Source organism: Prevotella pallens ATCC 700821, from assembly GCF_000220255.1.
Taxonomy (GTDB): Bacteria; Bacteroidota; Bacteroidia; order Bacteroidales; family Bacteroidaceae; genus Prevotella; species Prevotella pallens.
This window is the reverse complement of sequence record NZ_GL982513.1, coordinates 955,724-976,854: the sequence shown is the minus strand read 5'-3', so window position 1 is coordinate 976,854 and position 21,131 is coordinate 955,724. Positions and strand designations below refer to the sequence as shown.

The following is a 21,131-nucleotide window of genomic DNA, read 5'->3' as shown; positions in this document are numbered from 1 at the left end:
ACTAATAAGAATTGGTTTCTTTGCAAACATAAAATGCTAAAATGCTTTGCAAAGATAGAGAATATATATTAAAAAACAAGCATTTAACAATGTTTTTTAATTTACTAAATGCTGATAAGTGCAATAAAAGTTGCAACGATACAGTAGCTTTCAATCTACCAAATATACATTATATATTTCTCCCGCTTATAATTACAGATGCAAACTATATAAGAATGGGCTAATTGCTTTCTGCAATCAGCCCATTCAGATAAATAATAGTTTTGCTGTGTAGATATTAATCTGCTATTGCTATTTTATTTCACTACACGTTTCTTACCATTAATAATATACACACCACGTTGAAGATTGTTATAATTCTTAGTATTCGTGCGAACTTTTACACCATTAAGTGTTGTAACATCGAAAGTTTGTGGCTCATTTTCTATTGTTTCAATAGAGGTTGTATTTATAGAAGCATCGTTAGAGAAACCAGATTCGTTTGTTTCACCAGTTTTTGCAGTGTATATTGCCGTAACATTATAAATATGTTCGCCTGTAACACGATTATTGGTATAAGTGTGTTGGCTACCTTTTACACTAGCAATTTTCTTTCCATCTCTATAAATAATGTATTCTGTTATATCATCGTCTGCGCCTGTAGCTACTTGTTCATAGCTAATATCGTCTATACCAAAAATATAAGCTTTACCCTTTGGTGTATTGTGATGAATAGCAAAATACTTTGCACCTTCTGGCACTTCAATAGTAATACGCTTCCAGTTAGCTCCTTCATTAAAAGCAATAGTTCCATCGGCTTGTTCACTCTTGATTTTTACGAATGTGGCTGTATCGGTACTTTCTGTAGAATAAAGCACATCGAAACTTTCTGCATATTTTGTATCACCCGGTCGTGTAGCAACATTCATTACATAGAATGTTATTTCTTGCTTTCTGCCCGATAAACGTGGAGATATAAGCCAATTGTTTTGTTCAACAAGTTTCTGATTTTCGTTAAGCGCATATACAGCAGCAGCATATTGATTTCCATTATGAGGAGCTAATCCTGGATTTACATTGGTCATATCTTCAATCCACCAATTAGGATTGAAAGCTGTAAATGCAAAAGGCTCTCCTTGTCCAGGATATGTAGACGAAGGTTGCAATGCTCCTGTAAGACCTTTATCTCCATCTATCAGTGTCCAAGGGCTCATATTTTTTGCGAACGGAGAATAATTTTCGAAGCCATCATATATACGAATAGGCTCTGGTAATACAGGTTGTCCCCATGTAAGCACAACTTTATGTTCTCCTCCCATTTCAGCTTTTAAATCGTTTATTCTACCATAAGGCGATTGAATAACACTTACAGCTTTTGTTTCTGTTTCATTATCATTTATCAGCATATCACCATCGTATATTACCATAGCTTTTACTTGTAACGATGTAGCTGATTCGTTAATAGCAACAGGCAACTTCAAGTTGATTGTGTCGTTAGCCATTGATGGAAGTTGTTTGGTTCTGCTCACTGCATCGCATTGGTTTCCATTTGCATAAAGAATAACGAAATATCTGGTAGCATCAACTGCCCCTTGATTCTTAACTACAACTTTCACTTGTCCCTTCTTTCCTGCAACAATATTCTCTGGTGTTTCAATGCTTACAGCTGTAAGATTGCGTTCGAGTTGGTTTATAATATTAATATTATCTATTCCTATCATAACCTTAGAACCTTGTGCTACACCTTCGAATTTAACAATAATGTATCGTTCTTTAGCAAATGGTGCTAAATCTACCGATTGTTTTGTCCAACCGTTTTGTGTTGTTTTGCTAAGGTCGTACTGAGCAGCTACGTGGTCTTTCCCATCAGGAGTCTGAATTAATACCTTCAAGGTAGATTCGTTGCCAATAAGCGAATAAAGATCAAAGAAGAGTTTAGGATTTGTTGCTCCAGCAAGTGCAACCTTTGGCAAATTAACTGAAGTTTCATCGCCTTGTTGTATTGTAAAATTCACATCATTTCCTGCGTATTCTTCTGTATAGTTAGCCCAAACAAAACTACCTCCATCGTTATCAGAAGCAGCATCGGTTACAACACGCCATGCTGCAGCCGTCTTTCTGCTATTATATTGTTCGTTGCCTAAAAGAGAAGCAAAGCCATTATCTAACTGTCCATTCGACATACTCTCTTTGAAAGGTAACGAAATACACGGACCAACAACTATTCCACGCGCCGTAACACAGTCGCTTTCTCCAGTACTATTGTTTGCTTTAACACCGAACCAAGCTAATGTTTGTGTTTTACCATCGTCCATAGTTGTTTTATTTGGGTCAAAAGGCAAAATAGTACTGGTTTCGCCAGGCTTACTTGTTGTTAGCGAATCGCCTAATTCAAATCCAAAATCGCCCTTTGTTAATGTATAGAAAGTTACACTAACATCTTTTGGATTAAGATATCCACCATTTGCACCAACAGTTTGGAAAACATTCCAAAAAGCTTTTAAAGTTGTACCTTGATCGGTAAATGTAATGCCTATAGGATTGTGTGGACGATCGATACCAATAAGATTTTTATTTGTAGATTTACGTCCTGGGTGTCCATCAAGATATGGTATTATTGTATAGGTATGGAAACCATTTGTTGGAACGTTCTGGTCTATCCATTCCATTCGAGTTCCAATTGCTGCTGCATTTATGCGTGCAATGTTTATACCATCTCTATTTACAACAAAGCTATCTATACGTGCAAGTGCAGAACCATTAATACGAACCTTCGGAGTTATAAAACTGATAGTAGCTTGTAAAGCTCCTTTTGGTGCAGGAGTAATAGTCAGCGACTTCACTGAATCTGGCGCTGTAGCGTATGCTGTCTTGGTTACAGTAATACTATCAATAGCAATTTGATACTTATCAGTAACACTTGTATTATCGTGGAATCCAATATAGACATTGCCTGTCGCATCGGGAATAATATCAGCTGTGCATACTTGCCATTGTCCATTAGTTTCAGAAAATTCTGGAGTAAAGGTTTCCAACAATACATTTGATAGCTGTTCTACATTGCTTCCTTTACCCCATTTTACTTCAAGTGTATTCTTAGGCTCAGCCATTACATTGCGCACTTTAAATGCAACAGTATAAACACGGTCGGAAGAAAGATGTATAGCAGGAGTTATAAGCCAATCATCACTATTCTTCTTAACATTAGTTTGATGGCTCATTGCACCATAACCAGGAAAACCATTACACCACCATGTAGCTTTATCGTTATTTGCATCAATAATCTTAAACATAGATAATGCAGATTGTCCTTCAAATTTATAGTTCCAGTCTGGCTCTATTGCTGACCCTGCAATAATAGGAGTAGTATTTGTCCAACGCAAACCTTTAACATCACCACTAATTGCCCTAATGGCGTATGTATAACTTGCATGTTCTGCCCCAGACAAATCATCGGTACATATTGTATTTGTAATACCAGTTGCTACATTGGTTGTATCTCGTCCTTGTATACGAATAACATCATAAGTTAGTGCGCCAAGTGTTCCTTGATGTGTACCTGTTGTAGGTGCCGACCACTTTATAGTTACAATTCCGTTCTCTAATTTAGCTGTTGGATTGCCTACCCTCTCTGGTTCATCGAAACCTATCCATTGTTTAAGAGTAGCCATTGGAGACTCTCCCTTTGCATTTGATACAGTAACATTAAAATTATATTCGCCGCTACAAGGTAATTGAACTGACTTACTTATAGATGATCCTGATTGTTCCGTACCATTAAATAGCTGTTTACCATTAGCTGTAACTACATAATCAACATTTCCATTCAGAGCATCTCCCTTAACAGTCTTATTAGGTAAAATAAAATTTATAACACCGTTAAGGCTTGTCCCACTAAATACAGCTGATAAATTAGAAACTACTGCAGGTGCATTTATATTGGCTGGAGTAGGAGCTATTACCATTCCATACATTGTTATTTCAGAATCGGCAATTTTAGTAGCTGCGCCTGTAGCTAAATTTACAACGTAGAGCGCAGTATTATAATCTTTGTCTTGTGCATACCAATAGAAAGTATTATCTTTGGGATCAATCTCTCCAGTTTGTTGATAAGGACCACCATCTTCATCGGTGAGTATTAATCCTGTTGATCCAATACTAGTTTCAGATCCATCAGTAATAGATATTTTATAAAGGATTCCATCAGAAGCAATACCATAAAGTTTATTATCAGATGTTATACCCATAGCTACATATCGACGCGTGGTAGTTCCGAATGTTGTTCGTGTTCGTGTACGATAGTCTACAGTACCTAACTCATATTGTTTATTACTAGCAGAACTGTTATAAAATTCGCCATATACTGTACCATCTTTTGCTTGTGCTGTCTCTATGGCAGCAAGTGAAAAATCGTTATATTTCTGTCCGTTGCCTTTCCACGTGGATATATCGTAGGTATAAAGTGTTAGATCTCCGTTCGAAAGTCCATAGCGTTCAAAATCTACTGTGTACAACTTTCCATCGGCAATTTGTACACCATTTCGAGCAATACGCTGACTTTGGGATCCTAATTGGGTAAAACTAATCGTTCCAGCAGTGTTTTTAGGTTGGAAAGAGTAATAGCCCCACATTTCATTAATAGTAGCATTACCCCAGAGAATAACAGAAGAATCAATAGTTCTTAAGCCTCTATTAGGAGTTTTTAGTACAATAGATTCTTTAACGGGAGTAATGCTTGTTAGTTGCTCGGTTTGAGTTCGGTTTGGCTTCATCAATTTATGAGCTTTCTGAGCCATACTTGTTGGCGGTATAGATAAACTCAATACCAATAAAATGATGCTTGTAAATACTTTCTTCATATAATGTTTAAATAGTTGATTTGTTCTAACGTTAAATATAAAGTTTCTTCATAAAGCTTTTATAATAAAGCATATCCTAAAACCCTTTGGCGAGAGAACTGTTCAAAGATTTGTTTTAGAATATGCCTAAGTGTATATTTATTGTGGCTTAGCATATTATACCAGCCACAATATATATAATACTGATAGTAGAAAGTTTTATTTCTTCAACACTTTCTTTCCGTTTACAATATATACGCCAGCTGGTAAGTTCTCAAATTTAGCATTGATGCGAACACCTTGTAAATTGTAGATTGTTTGAGCCGCTGCATCTACAGTTTGTATGTTTATACCTGTTGGCTTCTTCCATGTTCCGTGTGGATAAATATTAGCTGTTGCACCTACTGCAAGAAGTTTATCTCTTGCATCTTTTGCATCAGCTTCCGTCATATTCTCCTTAATCATACAAGGGGCTGTTTCTATAAGTTTCTTTACTGCCATCATTCCCATACCCGTTATATCTTTTACGATAGCAATAACTGCAATATCTCTATCACCAACAGCTTCTAACACTAGGTCGTAAGTTACAGGAGCATCGTTTGATTGAATTGTTACCCAATCGGTTACAACCTTACCATCTGCACCAAAGAGAGACTGGAATTTATAGCCACTCTTATTGAGTTCTTTCCACACTGTTCCTTCGGGAGATACAATCTTACAGTCGGTAAATTCTGGAATAACATTCAATCTACCCATACTACCTTTGTATTCATCATTCGTGCTTCCGTTACCTTTTACACGAACATTACATTTATTAAACTTCCAACGACCACTGGCAATACCATTTACACCGCCACTGATTTCTAATGAGGTTCCATCTACAGTGATTGTATTATGATTAAGTATACCATAGCAATAGTCTTCGTTACCAGCTTGTGCACCAGTTACGGTAAGTTTACCTGTGCCTGCAAATGTAAGTTTATCGTAGTTTACAACACCGCCACTCTTTTCTGAAGTTATAGTATTTTCACCAACTAGTTTAATAGTTAGGTTCTTAATAGAATTCCAAAGTGCTACACCTGCAGCTTTTTCTGAAGCATTAGAAATTGTAGCATTCTCAAGAGTTAGAACGTTACTTGTTGCATCGTAAGTAACCTTACCTTTTACACCCTCAATAGCAGTAAGGTCGCTGCAGTTTTCTGATGTTACTTGTTTTCCATTAATCAACAAATTATACTTCTCAGGTGCTGTGTTAGGTTTAATTGTTACCCAATCGGTTACAACCTTACCATCTGCACCAAAAAGAGACTGGAATTTATAGCCACTCTTATTGAGTTCTTTCCACACTGTTCCTTCGGGAGATACAATCTTGCAGTCGGTAAATTCTGGAATAACATTCAATCTACCCATACTACCTTTGTATTCATCATTCGTGCTTCCGTTACCTTTTACACGAACATTACATTTATTAAACTTCCAACGACCACTGGCAATACCATTTACACCGCCACTAATTTCTAATGAGGTTCCATCTACAGTGATTGCATTATGATTTAGTATACCATAGCAATAGTCTTCGTTACCAGCTTGTGCACCAGTTACGGTAAGTTTACCTGTGCCTGCAAATGTAAGTTTATCGTAGTTTACAATACCACCACTCTTTTCTGAGGTTATAGTATTTTCACCAACTAGTTTAATAGTTAGGTTCTTAATAGAATTCCAAAGTGCTACACCTGCAGCCTTTTCTGAAGCATTAGAAATTGTAGCATTCTCAAGAGTTAGAACGTTACTTGTTGCATCGTAAGTAACCTTACCTTTTACACCTTCAATAGCAGTAAGGTCGCTGCAGTTTTCTGATGTTACTTGTTTTCCATTAATCAACAAATTATACTTCTCAGGTGCTGTGTTAGGTTTAATTGTTACCCAATCGGTTACAACCTTACCATCTGCACCAAAGAGAGACTGGAATTTATAGCCACTCTTATTGAGTTCTTTCCACACTGTTCCTTCGGGAGATACAATCTTACAATCGGTAAATTCTGGAACATAACCCAATCTGCCCATACTACCTTTGTATTCATCACCTTCCAATCCGTTTCCTTTTACACGAACATTACACTTGTTAAACTTCCAACGACCGCTAGTGATACCATTCACACCACCACTAATTTCCATTGTACACCCATCTACAATAATAGTCCCTGGATTTAGTATACCATAGCTGTAATCCGTATTACTAGACATTACACCTTTGATAGTAAGTTTGCCTGTCCCTGTAAAGGTTAGCTTCTCATAATTTACAACACCACCACTCTTTTCTGAAGTAATGGAGTTTTCACCTACTAATTTAATGGTTAAGTTCTTAACAGAATTCCAAAGTGCTACACCAGCAGATTTCTCCGAAGAGTTAGAAATTGTGGCATTCTCAAGAGTTAGTACGTTACTTGTTGCATCATAAGTAACTTTACCTTTTACACCTTCAATAGCTGTAAGATCACCACAATTCTCCGAAGTTACTCGTTTTCCATTGAGCAAAAGATTGTAGTTCTCGGCCTGTAACTGCTGCGGCAGAACGAAAGATGTGACAAACAATGCAACTATTGCTGCATACATGTTCCTAAGTAAATTGTTTTTCATTGTTTTGAAATGCCTCTCCATGACCCCTTTAGTTAAAGAGAAACGCCTTACTGAGGCTGGGGCGTTGATTATTATTTATTGTTCGGCTATTCGACCACAAATATAGTTATTTTTTGCAATCTATGCAAAAACATTATATAAATATTAAATAAAATGTCCAAGAGACTTGTCAAAAGGTATATTTCTATACATATTGTATAGCTATTTTGGCATCTATATCACAAAAAAACAAAGAGAATTTACTTTCAAACACTATTTAGAAAATAAAGTAATGTCCAACATTTATCTTGTTTTGTTTTATTTTTAAGCTGATATTCGGTAGAATGAGTAAATGGAGGTTCAGTAGAAAAGAAATGGAGATATTATAAACAGTATTTACAGTTTATTGGCAAAACAAATGGCTTATATGACAAACAAATAATCCATCTCAGATGCTTATAAAAATCTATTAGATGTTATTTTCTCATTTAATTAATACAAGTATTGTCTTAATATTTTAGCAAAATCTTTTCGTTCTATCTTTTTTTGTTATCTTTGCAAGTATGAACAAAGCGATATTTACATTATGTGCATTTCTCTTTTCTATCTTTACGCTGCAGGCAACAGCAAAAGATTGGAATGCCAACAATATACCAATGGTGCATCTTCAAGATGCAAGACAATATGTCTGCGATCCTGAGGGTTTAATGTCTAATGCTATGCGCGATTCCACCAATTACTACATAGGGAAATTGGAAAAAGAAGTAAAAATACAAGTAGTATTTGTTGTTGTATCGCACGTTGAGAATAGTGATCCTTTCCGAGTTGCACAGGATATTGGAAATAAGTATGGTGTAGGCAACAAAAATACCGACAGAGGATTGGTAGTTGTAGTAGCCGTAGATGATAGAAAATACTTTATTGCGCCGGGTGAGGGATTAGAAGGAGACCTAACTGACGTTGAATGCGATGACATAGCAAGAGCTTGTATCGTTAAAAATATGAGAAAAGGAAATGTAGACGAGGCAATGCTGTCTACTGCGAAAGCTGTTTATAATAAGTTTAAAACAGGAAGTACAGGGCTCGACAAACAGGAAGAGCCAATAGAGACTGCAATTGCAATAGGCATTATTGGTGCTGTTGTTTTCTTTTGGGTTATATGGTCAATAAAAGGTAAAAACAATAATGGACGCGGTGGTAGGAATGGTGGCGGTGGTCCTTTCATATTCTGGGGTAATCCTGGACACTTAAACGATAGTTTCTTTGGTAGAGGTTTTTCTGGAGGAAGTTTCGGCGGAGGAAGCTTTGGTGGCGGCGGTGCTGGTGGTGGCTGGTAACATAAATGTATATGTGGACATATATATAAGGTATATATATAAGGTGGGAAATATAATATTTAAATAAAAAGATATGAAGAATAAAGCACTTTTAATTGTAATTGCAATTGTAGTTATAATAGGTTTATGGGCCTTTTCTGGCTACAACGGAATGGTAGACAAACAAGAAGCGGCAACAACTGCTCTTAGTAATGTAGAGGCACAATATCAACGTAGAGCCGATATGATGCCACAGCTGGTAAAAATTGTAAAAGCGTATGCAAAGCATGAAAAAGAAACTTTCGATGCAGTAACAAAGGCACGCAATGCTGCGACACAAATTCATCTTGATGCTGACAATTTGACACCTGAAAAGATGAAACAATTTGAAATGGCACAAAACCAGGTGGCACAGGCTTTCTCTCGATTAATAGCTGTAGCGGAAGCTTACCCAGAGTTGAAAGCAAGTGAGAATTTCAAAGCTCTGCAAATACAAGAAGAAGGGACTGAGAACCGTATAAACGAAGCACGAAAGAAATATAATGAGTCTGTGCAAGCATACAATCAGACAGTCAGACACTTCCCTAACTCGTTGTTAGCTGGCATGTTTGGTTTCGAAAAGATGACAAAGTTTGCAGCAGCAGAAGGTGCAGAGAAAGCACCAGACTTGGACATTTAAGACTTAAGAGCTAAGCTACGATAGGCTTAGCTCTTTTTTTATTTACGATAGAAGCTATACATTGAACGAATGTAAAAAACACTAATAATCTAATAAATATTGGTTAAGCTGCTTTTTCTAATTGTTAAATACGAATAAAGAAAACTGACAGATTAGCACATTTCCATATTTTGGGCTTATATTTGCATTCGCTTTCACGACTATTAGTACCGAAAGCGTAGGTAAAACTAACTAATAGTGTAATGAATGCGAGCTTTCTAACTGATAAATGTGAATGATTCGTTTAGATTATAACAACAATAATATTAATATTTATAAGATAAGAGAAATATGAAGAAGATTGAAAAAATTTGTGTTAGTGCGGCTTGCGTGCTTGCACTGACTTTCTCAACAGGGGCTTTCATCAAAGTGTATGCTGCAGAAACACCTGTAAGTACTCCAGGACAACCTGTAGACCTGACTTATGCTGCTGAAAAGGCATTGCCTGCTGTTGTACACATTAAGAATGCACAGAACTCAAAAACACAAACCGTAGAAGTACCTGACGACCCATTCGGTGGATTCTTCGACTTCTTTGGATTCGGTAATCCTGGTGGCGGTTCACGTCAGCAGCAAATACAAACACCAAAACGAAGCATAACGGGTAGTGGTGTTATTATATCGCCCGATGGTTATATCGTAACAAATAATCACGTTGTAGAAGGCGCCGATGAGCTAACAGTTACTCTGAACGACAACCGTGAATTCTCTGCTCGCGTAGTAGGAACTGACAAGAGTACTGACCTTGCTTTGATTAAGGTGAATGCAAAGAACCTTCCTACTTTGCCTATTGGTAACTCCGACAATCTGAAAGTGGGTGAATGGGTTATCGCCGTAGGTAACCCTTACAACCTTAACAGCACTGTTACGGCTGGTATTGTTAGTGCAAAGGCTCGCGGACTTGGCGCAACACAAGGTGTTGAAAGTTTTATTCAGACAGATGCTGCTATTAACCAAGGTAATTCTGGTGGCGCATTGGTTAATGTTCAAGGCGAATTGGTGGGTATTAATGCAATGCTTTATTCGCAGACAGGTGCCTACAGTGGTTATGGCTTTGCTATTCCAACAGCCATTATGAATAAAGTGGTAGAAGACATTAAGAAGTATGGTAGCGTGCAACGTGTAATGTTAGGTATTCAAGGTGGCGACGTTATTAATTATATTAATGCACAGAAAGAAGAAGGAAAGAACGTAGATCTTGGTACAAATGAAGGCGTTTATGTAGACAAGGTAAACGAAGATGGTAACGGTGCAGAGATTGGATTGCAGAGCAAAGATGTTATTACTAAGTTCGATGGTAAGAAAGTAACGAAGATGGCTGAACTGCAGCAACTTCTCAACAGCAAACGTCCTGGCGACAAGGCTACAATAACATTCTTGCGCAATAAAAAAGAGATAACAAAGGCTGTTACTCTAAAGAATGCACAAGGCACTACAAAACCTATAGAACAAGCTGATATTGATGTGCTTGGTGGACAGTTCCGCCCTGTTACTGAGGCTACGCAGAAACAATTGAACATTAAATATGGTCTTGAAGTATTGAAAGTGAATAGTGGCGCTTTGCATAATGCGGGAATCAACCGTGGCTTTATTATTCAAAAGATAAACGACCAGACTGTCAATTCAATCGATGCATTGCAGAAGATTGTTAAGTCTGCCTCTACCAGCAGCGATCCTGTACTCTACATTCAGGGTATTTATCCTACAGGAAAGAAAGCATACTTTGCAGTGCCATTGTCTGAGTAATATTATTCTGACCGAAGAAAACAGAACTGTTGTTCTGAAATGCTCTAATAAATAAAAAAAGTCTTGCTGTTCTTATATGGGACAGCAAGACTTTTTTGTTATTTCCATTACAATACAAATATCTTAGTTCAGCTCAATAGAAAAGAAGGCTATTGTGAAGAGTTACACTCCTATACTATGAATTTTTAAGCAATATATTACTATTCAACAAATTATAGTAATATACAAATTAATACTGTACAGAATAAAGAATGTCATAATTATCATCTAAAGAAACATCTTTTAGGCACTATAATACAGAATTATAAAGGTTGCAGTTTTTTGTGATATCTAATTCGCAACTGATAGATATCTGAAACGAACGTGACAGATATCTGAAACGAACATTACAGATATCTGAAACAAAAGCAACAAACACCAGCTTTATTTTATTTCATTTGTGAGTAACTTCAGAAACTGTTTATAATTTTCCCACCAATTTCTTACAGAACCTTTCGTTCCGCTTTCTTGTAACGAATAATAGTCTGTATACGCCTCATCAGAAAAAACTTAAAATTATATTCTTACTATAGAGCAGACATATTTTTATAAACAATAGAATCTGTTCTACCTTTACTGCTAACATAGATTCAATAAAAACATAAGGTTGTATCTCTTTATACAGTCATTAAAGTTAATCCATCTTTTCAAGTTCTAAATAACAGAATAAGACAAGACAATTATTTGGGTTAAAAAAAAGTAATAAAATACTTGTTTACAAATAAAATGTGTAACTTTGGACGATAGTACAAGTATAATGTGTTTACAACACAAAATAAAGCTTCTAACAACTAAATATAGACAAAAAGCGATAAGAGTATGGGATACCTTAAATTTGAAAAGGCCTCGATGACGAACCTACAAGATTCGCTACCAAGAGAGCTATTACGAACCAATAGGTCGGGAGCATATTCGTGCTCGACCATTGTAGATTGCAACACCCGAAAATATCATGGACTATTAGTGGTACCAGTGCCAGAACTCGACAAGGAAAACCATGTGTTGCTGAGTTCGCTCGATGCAACGGTAATACAACATGGCGCAGCTTTTAACTTAGGACTGCATAAATACCATGGTGGAAACTTCAGTCCGAATGGGCATAAATATATTCGTGAGTTCGATTGCGATAGAGTTCCTACAACTATATATAGAGTAGGTAACGCCGTGTTAAAAAAAGAAGTGGTGTTCCAACACTATGAAGACCGCATACTTGTGCGTTACACTTTGTTAGATGGGCAAGGAACAACCCTATTACAGTTTCGCCCATTCCTCGCATTTAGAAGCGTGCGAGAATTTACACACGAGAATGCTGCAATAAACCGTGAGTTTCATAATGTTGAAAACGGAATAGCAACTTGTCTCTACAACGGATATCCCCATTTGTATATGCAATTCTCTAAAGACAACGAATTTCATTACGAACCTTATTGGTACAGAGGTTTAGAATATCCAAAAGAAGAGGTTCGTGGCTATCATTCAGATGAAGATTTGTATGTTCCTGGCTATTTCGAGATGAAGATACGAAAAGGAGAAAGCATTGTTTTCTCAGGTTCAACATCAGAAATTAAATCATCAACCCTTAAGCGACTCTTCGATAAAGAAGTAGAGGCACGCCAGCCACGCGATAACTTCTTTCATTGTTTAGTAAATGCAGCTCACCAGTTTCATAACCGAAAAGAAAACGACGACCGCTATATACTTGCAGGTTATCCGTGGTTTAAGTGCAGAGCTCGCGACCAGTTTATAGCATTACCAGGATTAACACTCAACATAGAAGAACAAGACTATTTCGAGTTGGTTATGAAAACTGCGGAACGAGGTTTGCGCGAGTTTATGAATAACGAACCGCTAACAGTAGATATAGAAGGTATAGAACAACCTGATGTACCTCTATGGGGCATTTGGGCTATTCAGCAGTATGCTAAAGAAGCAGGAAAAGACAATTGCATAAAACTCTATGCAGATTTGTTGTACAACTTAATGAACTATATAGAAAGCGGACAACACCCCAATCTATCTTTGGAAACAAATGGACTGCTGTTTACAGATGGTAAAAACAAACCAATAACATGGATGGACGGTACAATAGACGATAAACCAGTAAATCCGCGCTCAGGCTATATTGTAGAGTTTAATACACTCTGGTATAACGCACTGAAGTTTGTAGCATGGCTATTTAGCGAAACACCAAAAGCAGAATATGCAGCACATTTAGAAGCAATAGCAACCACTTGCAAAGATTCATTTGTAGACACATTCTTAAACAACTATGGCTATCTATACGATTATGTAGATGGCAATATGATTGATTGGAGTGTTCGTCCAAATATGATAATGGCTGCAGCACTCGATTACTCACCATTAGATCAAGTTCAAAAACGAAACGTAATAGACATTTGTACACGCGAACTACTCACACCGAAAGGGTTACGTTCGCTCTCACCAAAAAGCGGAGGATACACACCTATCTGTGTAGGCGACAAAGAATATCGCACGCGTGTGTACCACCAAGGAACTGCATGGCCTTGGCTGGGGTGCTTCTATCTTGAGGCTTGTTTAAAACTATACAAACGCACCCGGTTGAGTTTCGTTGAACGACAACTAATAGGATACGAAGACGAGGTGGTGAACCACTGCTTAGGCACTATTCCTGAGTTCTTCGATGGTAACCCACCATTCAATGGTCGTGGTGCCATATCGTTTGCAATGAATGTTGGTGGAGTGTTACGCACATTAGCACTGCTCGAAAAGTATAAATATTAAAGTTAGGAGGATACAATATGAAAGTATTAATGTTCGGTTGGGAATACCCACCACATGTGTATGGCGGACTTGCCACTGCTAATTTTGGTATTTCGGAAGGTTTACACGTACAAGGCGACATAGAAACTACACTATGCTTGCCACGTCCATTTGGCGACGAAGATAAAACTTTTGCCAATATTGTTGCTATGAACTGTGTGCCTATTGTGTATCGCGATATAGACGATGGCTATTTGCGACAACGTTTAGGCAACATTATGGATACAGACTTATATTACAAATTGCGCAATAACATATATGCCGACTTCAACAATATGAATGTAAACGACATTGGTGCAATGGAGTTTGCTGGCGGTTATCCTGGTAATTTGACTGAAGAGATAAACAACTATTCTATAATTGCTGGTGTGGTGGCTCGCACGTTAGACTACGATATTATTCATGCGCACGACTGGCTAACTTTCCCTGCTGGTATTCATGCAAAGAAAGTATCGGGTAAACCTCTGTGCATTCATATTCATGCAACAGACTTTGATAGGTCGGGTGGAAAGGTTAATCCTACTGTTTATGCTATAGAGAAAGATGGAATGGATAATGCTGACTGCATTATGTGTGTTTCGGAACTTACTCGACAGATTGTTATTAAACACTATTATCAAAATCCAGACAAGGTGTTTACGGTGCACAATGCGGTATATCCATTGCGTCAAGATATATTGGATATGCCTCGACCATCGCACAAAGGTAAAGATAAAGTGGTTACTTTCCTTGGGCGCATCACTATGCAAAAAGGACCTGAATATTTTATTGAAGCTGCCAATATGGTATTGCAACGTACACGAAATGTACGTTTCTGTATGGCTGGGTCGGGCGATATGATGGACCAAATGATTATGTTGGCTGCCGAACGTGGTATTGCCGATCGCTTCCACTTCCCTGGCTTTATGAAAGGCGATCAGGTGTACGAATGTCTGAAAGATTCCGATGTATATGTTATGCCATCTGTAAGCGAACCTTTTGGCATTTCGCCATTAGAAGCAATGCAATGTGGTACACCCACCATTATATCTAAACAGAGTGGTTGCGCCGAAATACTACACAACTGCATAAAGTTAGATTACTGGGATATAGAGGCTATGGCAGATGCTATATATTCTATTTGCCACAACGAAAGCTTGTTTAACTACTTGGCAGAAGAAGGCATACGCGAAGTGAATAACATTACGTGGGAGAAGGTGGGAGTATGGATACGCGAACTTTATCTCCGCACATTAGGCTGGAACAGTTAAACATAAACGCAACACAGCATTACTTAAATTAAACAACATTTAAAACAACAGACAATGAAAACAATTTGCTTATACTTCGAGATACATCAAATTATACATTTGCGCCGCTATCGATTCTTCGATATTGGAACAGACCATTACTATTACGACGATTTTGAAAACGAACGTAGCATTACCGATATTGTGAAGCGAAGCTATATACCTGCTCTCGACACATTGCTGCAGATGATTAAAGATAGCAACGGATACTTTAAGGTGGCACTATGCCTTTCGGGCGTTGGAATAGAAAGCTTAGAACAATATGCGCCTGAAGTAATAGAAAAAATACAGGAACTTGCCAAAACCGGCTGTGTAGAATTTCTTGCCGAACCCTATTCACACGGATTAGCATCGCTGGGAAATGAAGATAGCTTTAAAGCCGAAGTAAAGAGACAGAGCAAAAAGATAAAAGAATACTTTGGATATACACCGAAAGTGTTGCGCAACTCTTCTCTAATATATAGTGATGAGATTGGTAGAATGGCTGCAGATATGAAATTTAAGGGAATGATTACCGAAGGTGCTAAACATGCGTTGGGGTGGCGAAGCCCACACTATCTTTACGAATGCGCACTAGCTCCACAACTAAAACTAATTCTGCGCGATGTAACACTCAGCGACGATATTTCGCTCCGTTTCAACAATTCGGAATGGCAGGGATATCCACTATTTGCCGACAATTTTATAAACCAAATTGCCGACCAACCAGCTGAAGAACAAATTTATGGCTTGTTTATGAACCTTACAGCTTTAGGCATAGAACAGCCTTTGTATAGCAACATATTAGAGTTCTTTAAAGCCCTGCCCGAATGCGCTCGGCAACGTGGCATCACCTTCTCTACTCCTACAGAGATATGCGACCGTGTTAAAAGCGTAGACAAGTTTGATGTTCCCTATCCATTGAGCTGGAGAGACGAAGAGCGAGACATAAGCACATGGCTCGGAAATCCAATGCAACGCGAAGCATTCAACAAACTATACAGCATTGCCGACAGAGTACGCATTGCCAACGACCCTCGCATTAATCAAGATTGGGACTATCTGCAAGCAAGCGATAACTTCAGTGCAATGAGCACCAAACCTGTTCCAGTGGGCGTGGATCGTGGTATTTATAGCACACCATTCGATGCTTTTACTAACTATATGAACATTTTGGGCGACTTTATGAGCCGTGTAAATGCACTCTATCCAGCAGATATCGACAACGAAGAACTAAATGCTCTGCTAACAACAATACACAACCAGGAATCTGAATTGGAAACAAAAGACAAAGAAATTGTATTGCTGAAAGCAAAAGCAGAGAAGTTGGCAAACGAAAACGACAAACTGCGTGCTAAGTTAGACCAAACTACAGACAGCACGAAAACAACAAAGCCAAAGAAAAAGACTGCAACCACAAAGGCAAAATCAACAACCACAAAGAAGACTGCACCCAAGAAGGCGTAACACACCTCTTACAAAATATATGTAACAATACAAACGGAGAGTATATCCAACAAGCGATATACTCTCTTTTTTATGCGCCTACAGCATTCGGCGCATATTGTAAATCTGCCCGTAACCACTATATAAAGCCATTGTCGGCTACAATCGTAGAGCCTGCACACCTTACACCCACTCACAGCAAACTTGTGTGTTTATCCACTAACACCAGTCACTTCCCAACAAAACACTATAGATATTCTGCCAAAAGCTTATAAGCTATCCACAAAAAACTTATAAGCTATCCACAAAAAGCTTATAAGCTATTCATAAAAAGCTTATAAGCTATCAACAAAAAGCTTATAAGCTATCAATAAAAAGCTTATAAGCTATTCAATAAAAGCTTATAAGCTATTCAATAGAATCTTATAAGCTTCTACTAAAAAACTTATGAATAATTGGGAAGAAATGAATAGTGATACAAAAAAAAGTCTATTGCTTCGGTTGAAGAATAGACTATACTTACATCAGCAACAGATGCTGAATGGAAGAGTGATTAAGCCGTTAAGCCTTTGTTTACTATAATGCTTTTGTGGAGTTGTTATGCAGGAATCAAGAAGTTTATTACTTCCTTTTCCACAGTTACTTTGAATGGTCCAGCAGGTGTTTTCGGCATCAATCTGCCATCAATACCAACAAGTGTGCGCGGTTCAACATGCATCGTAACCTCTTGTGTGCGATAGGGGTGCACACTTTTATAATTTAAGAACCGCCCTCGTAAGAAGAGATAAATACCTTCAAAAAGCTGAGTAACCTCTGAATGATATACCACCGACACATCTAACAAGCCATTATACGGCACCGCATTAGGCGTTTGTCCATAGCCGAGAGCATTGCCAATACAAACAGTAGTAACCTTACGTTTTATCTCATCGGTATTAATCTTAAGATGCATATAGAAGTCCATACGCTGGAAAAACAATAGAATGAACGAAAAGATGAACGAAAGGCTACGCGAACCAAACAAATTACGAGTGCGACGACGTAGATTCATAATGGTAGCAATAAGTCCAATGTTAATGCAATTCAGGAAATAACGGTGGCAACCTTCGCCCTCTCGGTTTCTGTAACGAATGCAGCCAAGGTCTATTCTACGTACACGGCGAGCCTTCAGCCACTCTATGGTTTGTTCAATATTGTCTTCATCGAAGCCCCAAAAATGGGCAAAATCGTTCATAACACCATTAGGAATTACCCCCAACACAATACTTTCGCGCACCTCCCTCTTTTCTTGCATCAGGCAATTCACAGTATCGTTAAGTGCCGAGTCGCCACCAAAAATAACAATAGTGCGATATCCATTTCCTATCATCATACGAACTAGACGATCAACCCCAGCCGAACTTTCACTCTGAACCATATCAAAGTCAATATTATGTGCCTTTAAACAGGCTTCAACACGTTCCCAACGCTTTTGTGGACTACTCAAAACTCCACCTTTTGGACAATAAAGTATGCCCCATCTCTTCTCGTCTACCATATTATATAAATTCCTTTCTGCTTTCTAAACCTCTTTTAAAAGAGCCTGCACATACGCTATTTTTTCATTCAAAGGTGTTGCAGCATCAATCCAATGAATATTGAAACCACGCCGTTCCATTCCTCTGAACCATGTCATTTGTCGTTTAGCAAACTGATGTATAGCAATCTCCAAGTTGCGATACATCTCATCGTAACTTAATTTGCCAATAATATATTGTGTAACAAACTTGTATTCCAAACCATAATAGATAAGGTCATCGGCAGAAATACCCGAATTGAGTAACGCCCGCACCTCGTCTACCATACCTCCATCTAATCGTGCTTTCAAGCGTTTACTTATTTTGCGCCGACGCTCATCGCGACTAATATCTACCCCTATAATAATAGAATCTACAGCAGGCATTAAACGGTCAGGAGTTGGATGCTCAAGCTCAAAAGTCTCTATCTCAATAGCACGAATAGCACGATTATTAGTATCAACATCAGTACGATTGTGCATTGCCGAATGGTTTCTTTTCTTTAAATCAACAAGTATATTGGTAAGTTCATCGAGCGACTTTCCAACTAACGAAGCACGCAAAGCATCGTTCTGAGGCACAGGAGAAAGAGCATAACCCTTTAGCACAGCTTCTACATAAAGTCCAGTTCCACCACACAGAATAACAGGTTTGCCACGTGCAATAATATCTGTATAAGAAGCCAGAAAGTCTTGCTGATACTGAAAGAGATTATATTTTGTTCCAGGTTCCGCAATATCAATCAAATGATAAGGTATTTCTATACCGTCCACCTTGTAATCTGCAAGGTCTTTCCCCGTGCCAATATCCATACGCCTATATACTTGGCGACTATCGGCACTAATAATCTCAGCCTCCATTGAGGCAGCTAACGCAGTAGCAAAAGTTGTCTTTCCACTTGCAGTTGGACCTATTATCGTAAGCATTTTGTTCATTTACCGCACAAAAATAATAAAAAAAAGCCATTCGGCAAGACCCGAATGGCATTTTAATATTGTTTTCTTACGAAATCAGAGACTTAGCCATTAACTTTCGCCATGTGCTTAATCAACTCGATAACTTTGTGTGAGTAACCAATTTCGTTATCGTACCAAGATACAACCTTAACGAAAGTATCAGTCAAAGCAATACCAGCCTTTGCATCGAAGATAGATGTACGTGGGTCGCCAAGGAAGTCAGAAGAAACAACAGCATCTTCTGTGTAACCAAGAATACCCTTCAATTCGCCTTCAGAAGCTTCTTTCATAGCAGCACAAATTTCTTCGTACTTAGCAGGTTTAGCCAAGTTTACAGTGAGGTCTACTACAGAAACGTCCAATGTAGGAACACGCATTGACATACCAGTAAGTTTACCGTTGAGTTCAGGAATTACCTTACCCACAGCTTTTGCTGCACCTGTTGAAGAAGGAATGATGTTGCCAGAAGCAGCACGACCACCACGCCAGTCCTTCATAGAAGGTCCATCTACAGTCTTCTGTGTAGCTGTTGTAGAGTGAACAGTAGTCATCAAACCATCTTTGATACCAAACTTATTGTTCAAAACCTTAGCGATAGGAGCCAAGCAGTTTGTTGTACAAGATGCATTAGAAACAAACTGAGTACCCTTTACATACTTATCGTGGTTAACACCGCAAACAAACATTGGAGTGTCGTCCTTAGAAGGAGCTGACATTACAACGTACTTAGCACCAGCTTGTATATGAGCTTGAGACTTCTCCTTTGTTAAGAAGAGACCAGTAGACTCAACTACGTACTCTGCACCAATTTCGTCCCACTTCAAATCAGCAGGGTTGCGCTCTGCAGTTACACGGATAACGTTACCGTTTACTATAAGCTGAGATTTCTCAACATCAGCTTCGATAGTACCATTGAATATACCGTGCATTGTGTCATACTTCAACATATAAGCAAGATAATCCACTGGGCAGAGGTCGTTAATACCAACTACAACTACTTCTTTAGCGTTTGCCTCTTCAAGACTTGCGCGGAATACGAAACGACCGATACGGCCAAATCCGTTAATACCAATTTTAATCATTTGTCTTTATTTAAAGTGAATACTAAACTATAATACCTAAAATTAATTATTACCTAAAGTCTAATCTAGTGAAAAGTAACTTTTTACCTCTCGTATGCTGCAAAGTTACAAAAAAGTTCTTATATTTGCAACCGAAAAGAGTATTAAACATTATTAAATAAAAAAGTGTTTGCAGGATAACTTGACTTATATTAACAAAATAAGATTATTGCTTTTTCTTGCGGCATTACTAAAAAAATTAATTTATGGGTATCCTTAAAGAATTTAAAGAATTTGCCATGCGTGGTAACGTAATGGACATGGCAGTTGGTGTTATCATTGGTGGCGCATTTGGGAAAATTGTATCTTCATTGGTAGACGATGTTATTATGCCAGTTATCGGTGTATTAACAGGAGGAGTAGACTTCAGTAAATTGAGTCTAATGGTTGGAGATGCAGAAGTTAAATATGGTATGTTTATTCAGAATATTATAGACTTCCTTATTATTGCTATCTGTATTTTCTCAATGATAAAGGTAATGAATAGTATTTCTGCAAAGAAGAAAGAAGAACCAGCAGCCCCTGCAGAACCTTCGAATGAAGAAAAATTACTAAGTGAAATTCGCGACTTATTAAAGAATAAACAATAAGAAGAAGGCTTCAAAAGTTACTTATAGGTTGTTTATAATAACTTATATGGACTTCTGGAAGAAACAAATAGAAAGAACAAAGGCGCATCGTTTATGGTGCGCCTTTAGTATTTATATACTATTTAGTTAAACATTTTCCT

The 21,131-nt window shown here is 37.9% G+C and carries 12 protein-coding genes; 7 read left to right on the top strand and 5 right to left on the bottom strand.

The window, feature by feature from the left end; genetic code table 11:
* Window positions 1-296 precede the first annotated feature (296 nt).
* The gene (locus HMPREF9144_RS03665; RefSeq protein ID WP_040595375.1) at window positions 297-4,838 is read right to left on the bottom strand and encodes a choice-of-anchor J domain-containing protein; all 4,542 of its coding nucleotides are present in this window, start codon (window positions 4,836-4,838) and stop codon (window positions 297-299) included.
* Window positions 4,839-5,036: 198 nt separating this feature from the next.
* Window positions 5,037-7,454, bottom strand: a complete 2,418-nt coding sequence (locus tag HMPREF9144_RS12650) for a ribosomal protein L7/L12 (RefSeq protein WP_249031160.1) — start codon at window positions 7,452-7,454, stop codon at window positions 5,037-5,039.
* A gap of 542 nt (window positions 7,455-7,996) precedes the next feature.
* On the opposite strand from HMPREF9144_RS12650, the gene HMPREF9144_RS03655 reads away from it, so the two are divergent.
* The 6 genes from HMPREF9144_RS03655 (at window position 7,997) to HMPREF9144_RS03630 (ending at window position 16,789) form a co-directional block, all read left to right on the top strand.
* A complete protein-coding gene (locus HMPREF9144_RS03655) occupies window positions 7,997-8,770 on the top strand; it encodes a TPM domain-containing protein (protein ID WP_006044522.1) in 774 nt (257 codons plus the stop codon).
* A 73-nt stretch (window positions 8,771-8,843) separates the two neighbouring features.
* Entirely contained in the window at window positions 8,844-9,428 is a 585-nt protein-coding gene (locus tag HMPREF9144_RS03650; protein ID WP_006044521.1) for a LemA family protein, read from the top strand.
* A gap of 330 nt (window positions 9,429-9,758) precedes the next feature.
* Window positions 9,759-11,213: a trypsin-like peptidase domain-containing protein gene (locus tag HMPREF9144_RS03645; RefSeq protein ID WP_006044520.1), complete on the top strand. Its 1,455-nt coding sequence runs from the start codon at window positions 9,759-9,761 to the stop codon at window positions 11,211-11,213.
* An 858-nt stretch (window positions 11,214-12,071) separates the two neighbouring features.
* A complete protein-coding gene (locus tag HMPREF9144_RS03640) occupies window positions 12,072-14,015 on the top strand; it encodes a glycogen debranching enzyme N-terminal domain-containing protein (protein ID WP_006044519.1) in 1,944 nt (647 codons plus the stop codon).
* A 17-nt stretch (window positions 14,016-14,032) separates the two neighbouring features.
* Entirely contained in the window at window positions 14,033-15,304 is a 1,272-nt protein-coding gene (locus HMPREF9144_RS03635) for a glycosyltransferase family 4 protein (RefSeq protein WP_006044518.1), read from the top strand.
* Between the two features lie 54 nt (window positions 15,305-15,358).
* Complete coding sequence (locus tag HMPREF9144_RS03630; RefSeq protein WP_006044517.1) at window positions 15,359-16,789, top strand: glycoside hydrolase family 57 protein; 1,431 nt, start codon at window positions 15,359-15,361, stop codon at window positions 16,787-16,789.
* A gap of 577 nt (window positions 16,790-17,366) precedes the next feature.
* Here the strand turns inward: HMPREF9144_RS03630 and HMPREF9144_RS03625 are convergent.
* The 3 genes from HMPREF9144_RS03625 to gap all read right to left on the bottom strand — a co-directional run bounded on the left by HMPREF9144_RS03625 (window position 17,367) and on the right by gap (window position 20,362).
* The gene (locus HMPREF9144_RS03625) at window positions 17,367-18,305 is read right to left on the bottom strand and encodes a diacylglycerol/lipid kinase family protein (protein ID WP_006044515.1); all 939 of its coding nucleotides are present in this window, start codon (window positions 18,303-18,305) and stop codon (window positions 17,367-17,369) included.
* 24 nt (window positions 18,306-18,329) lie between these two features.
* The gene (gene miaA, locus HMPREF9144_RS03620; protein ID WP_006044514.1) at window positions 18,330-19,259 is read right to left on the bottom strand and encodes a tRNA (adenosine(37)-N6)-dimethylallyltransferase MiaA; all 930 of its coding nucleotides are present in this window, start codon (window positions 19,257-19,259) and stop codon (window positions 18,330-18,332) included.
* Between the two features lie 83 nt (window positions 19,260-19,342).
* Window positions 19,343-20,362, bottom strand: a complete 1,020-nt coding sequence (gap, locus tag HMPREF9144_RS03615) for a type I glyceraldehyde-3-phosphate dehydrogenase (RefSeq protein ID WP_006044513.1) — start codon at window positions 20,360-20,362, stop codon at window positions 19,343-19,345.
* Window positions 20,363-20,607: 245 nt separating this feature from the next.
* Between gap and mscL the strand changes: the two genes are divergently transcribed.
* Complete coding sequence (gene mscL, locus HMPREF9144_RS03610; RefSeq protein ID WP_006044512.1) at window positions 20,608-20,991, top strand: large-conductance mechanosensitive channel protein MscL; 384 nt, start codon at window positions 20,608-20,610, stop codon at window positions 20,989-20,991.
* Window positions 20,992-21,131: the final 140 nt, after the last annotated feature.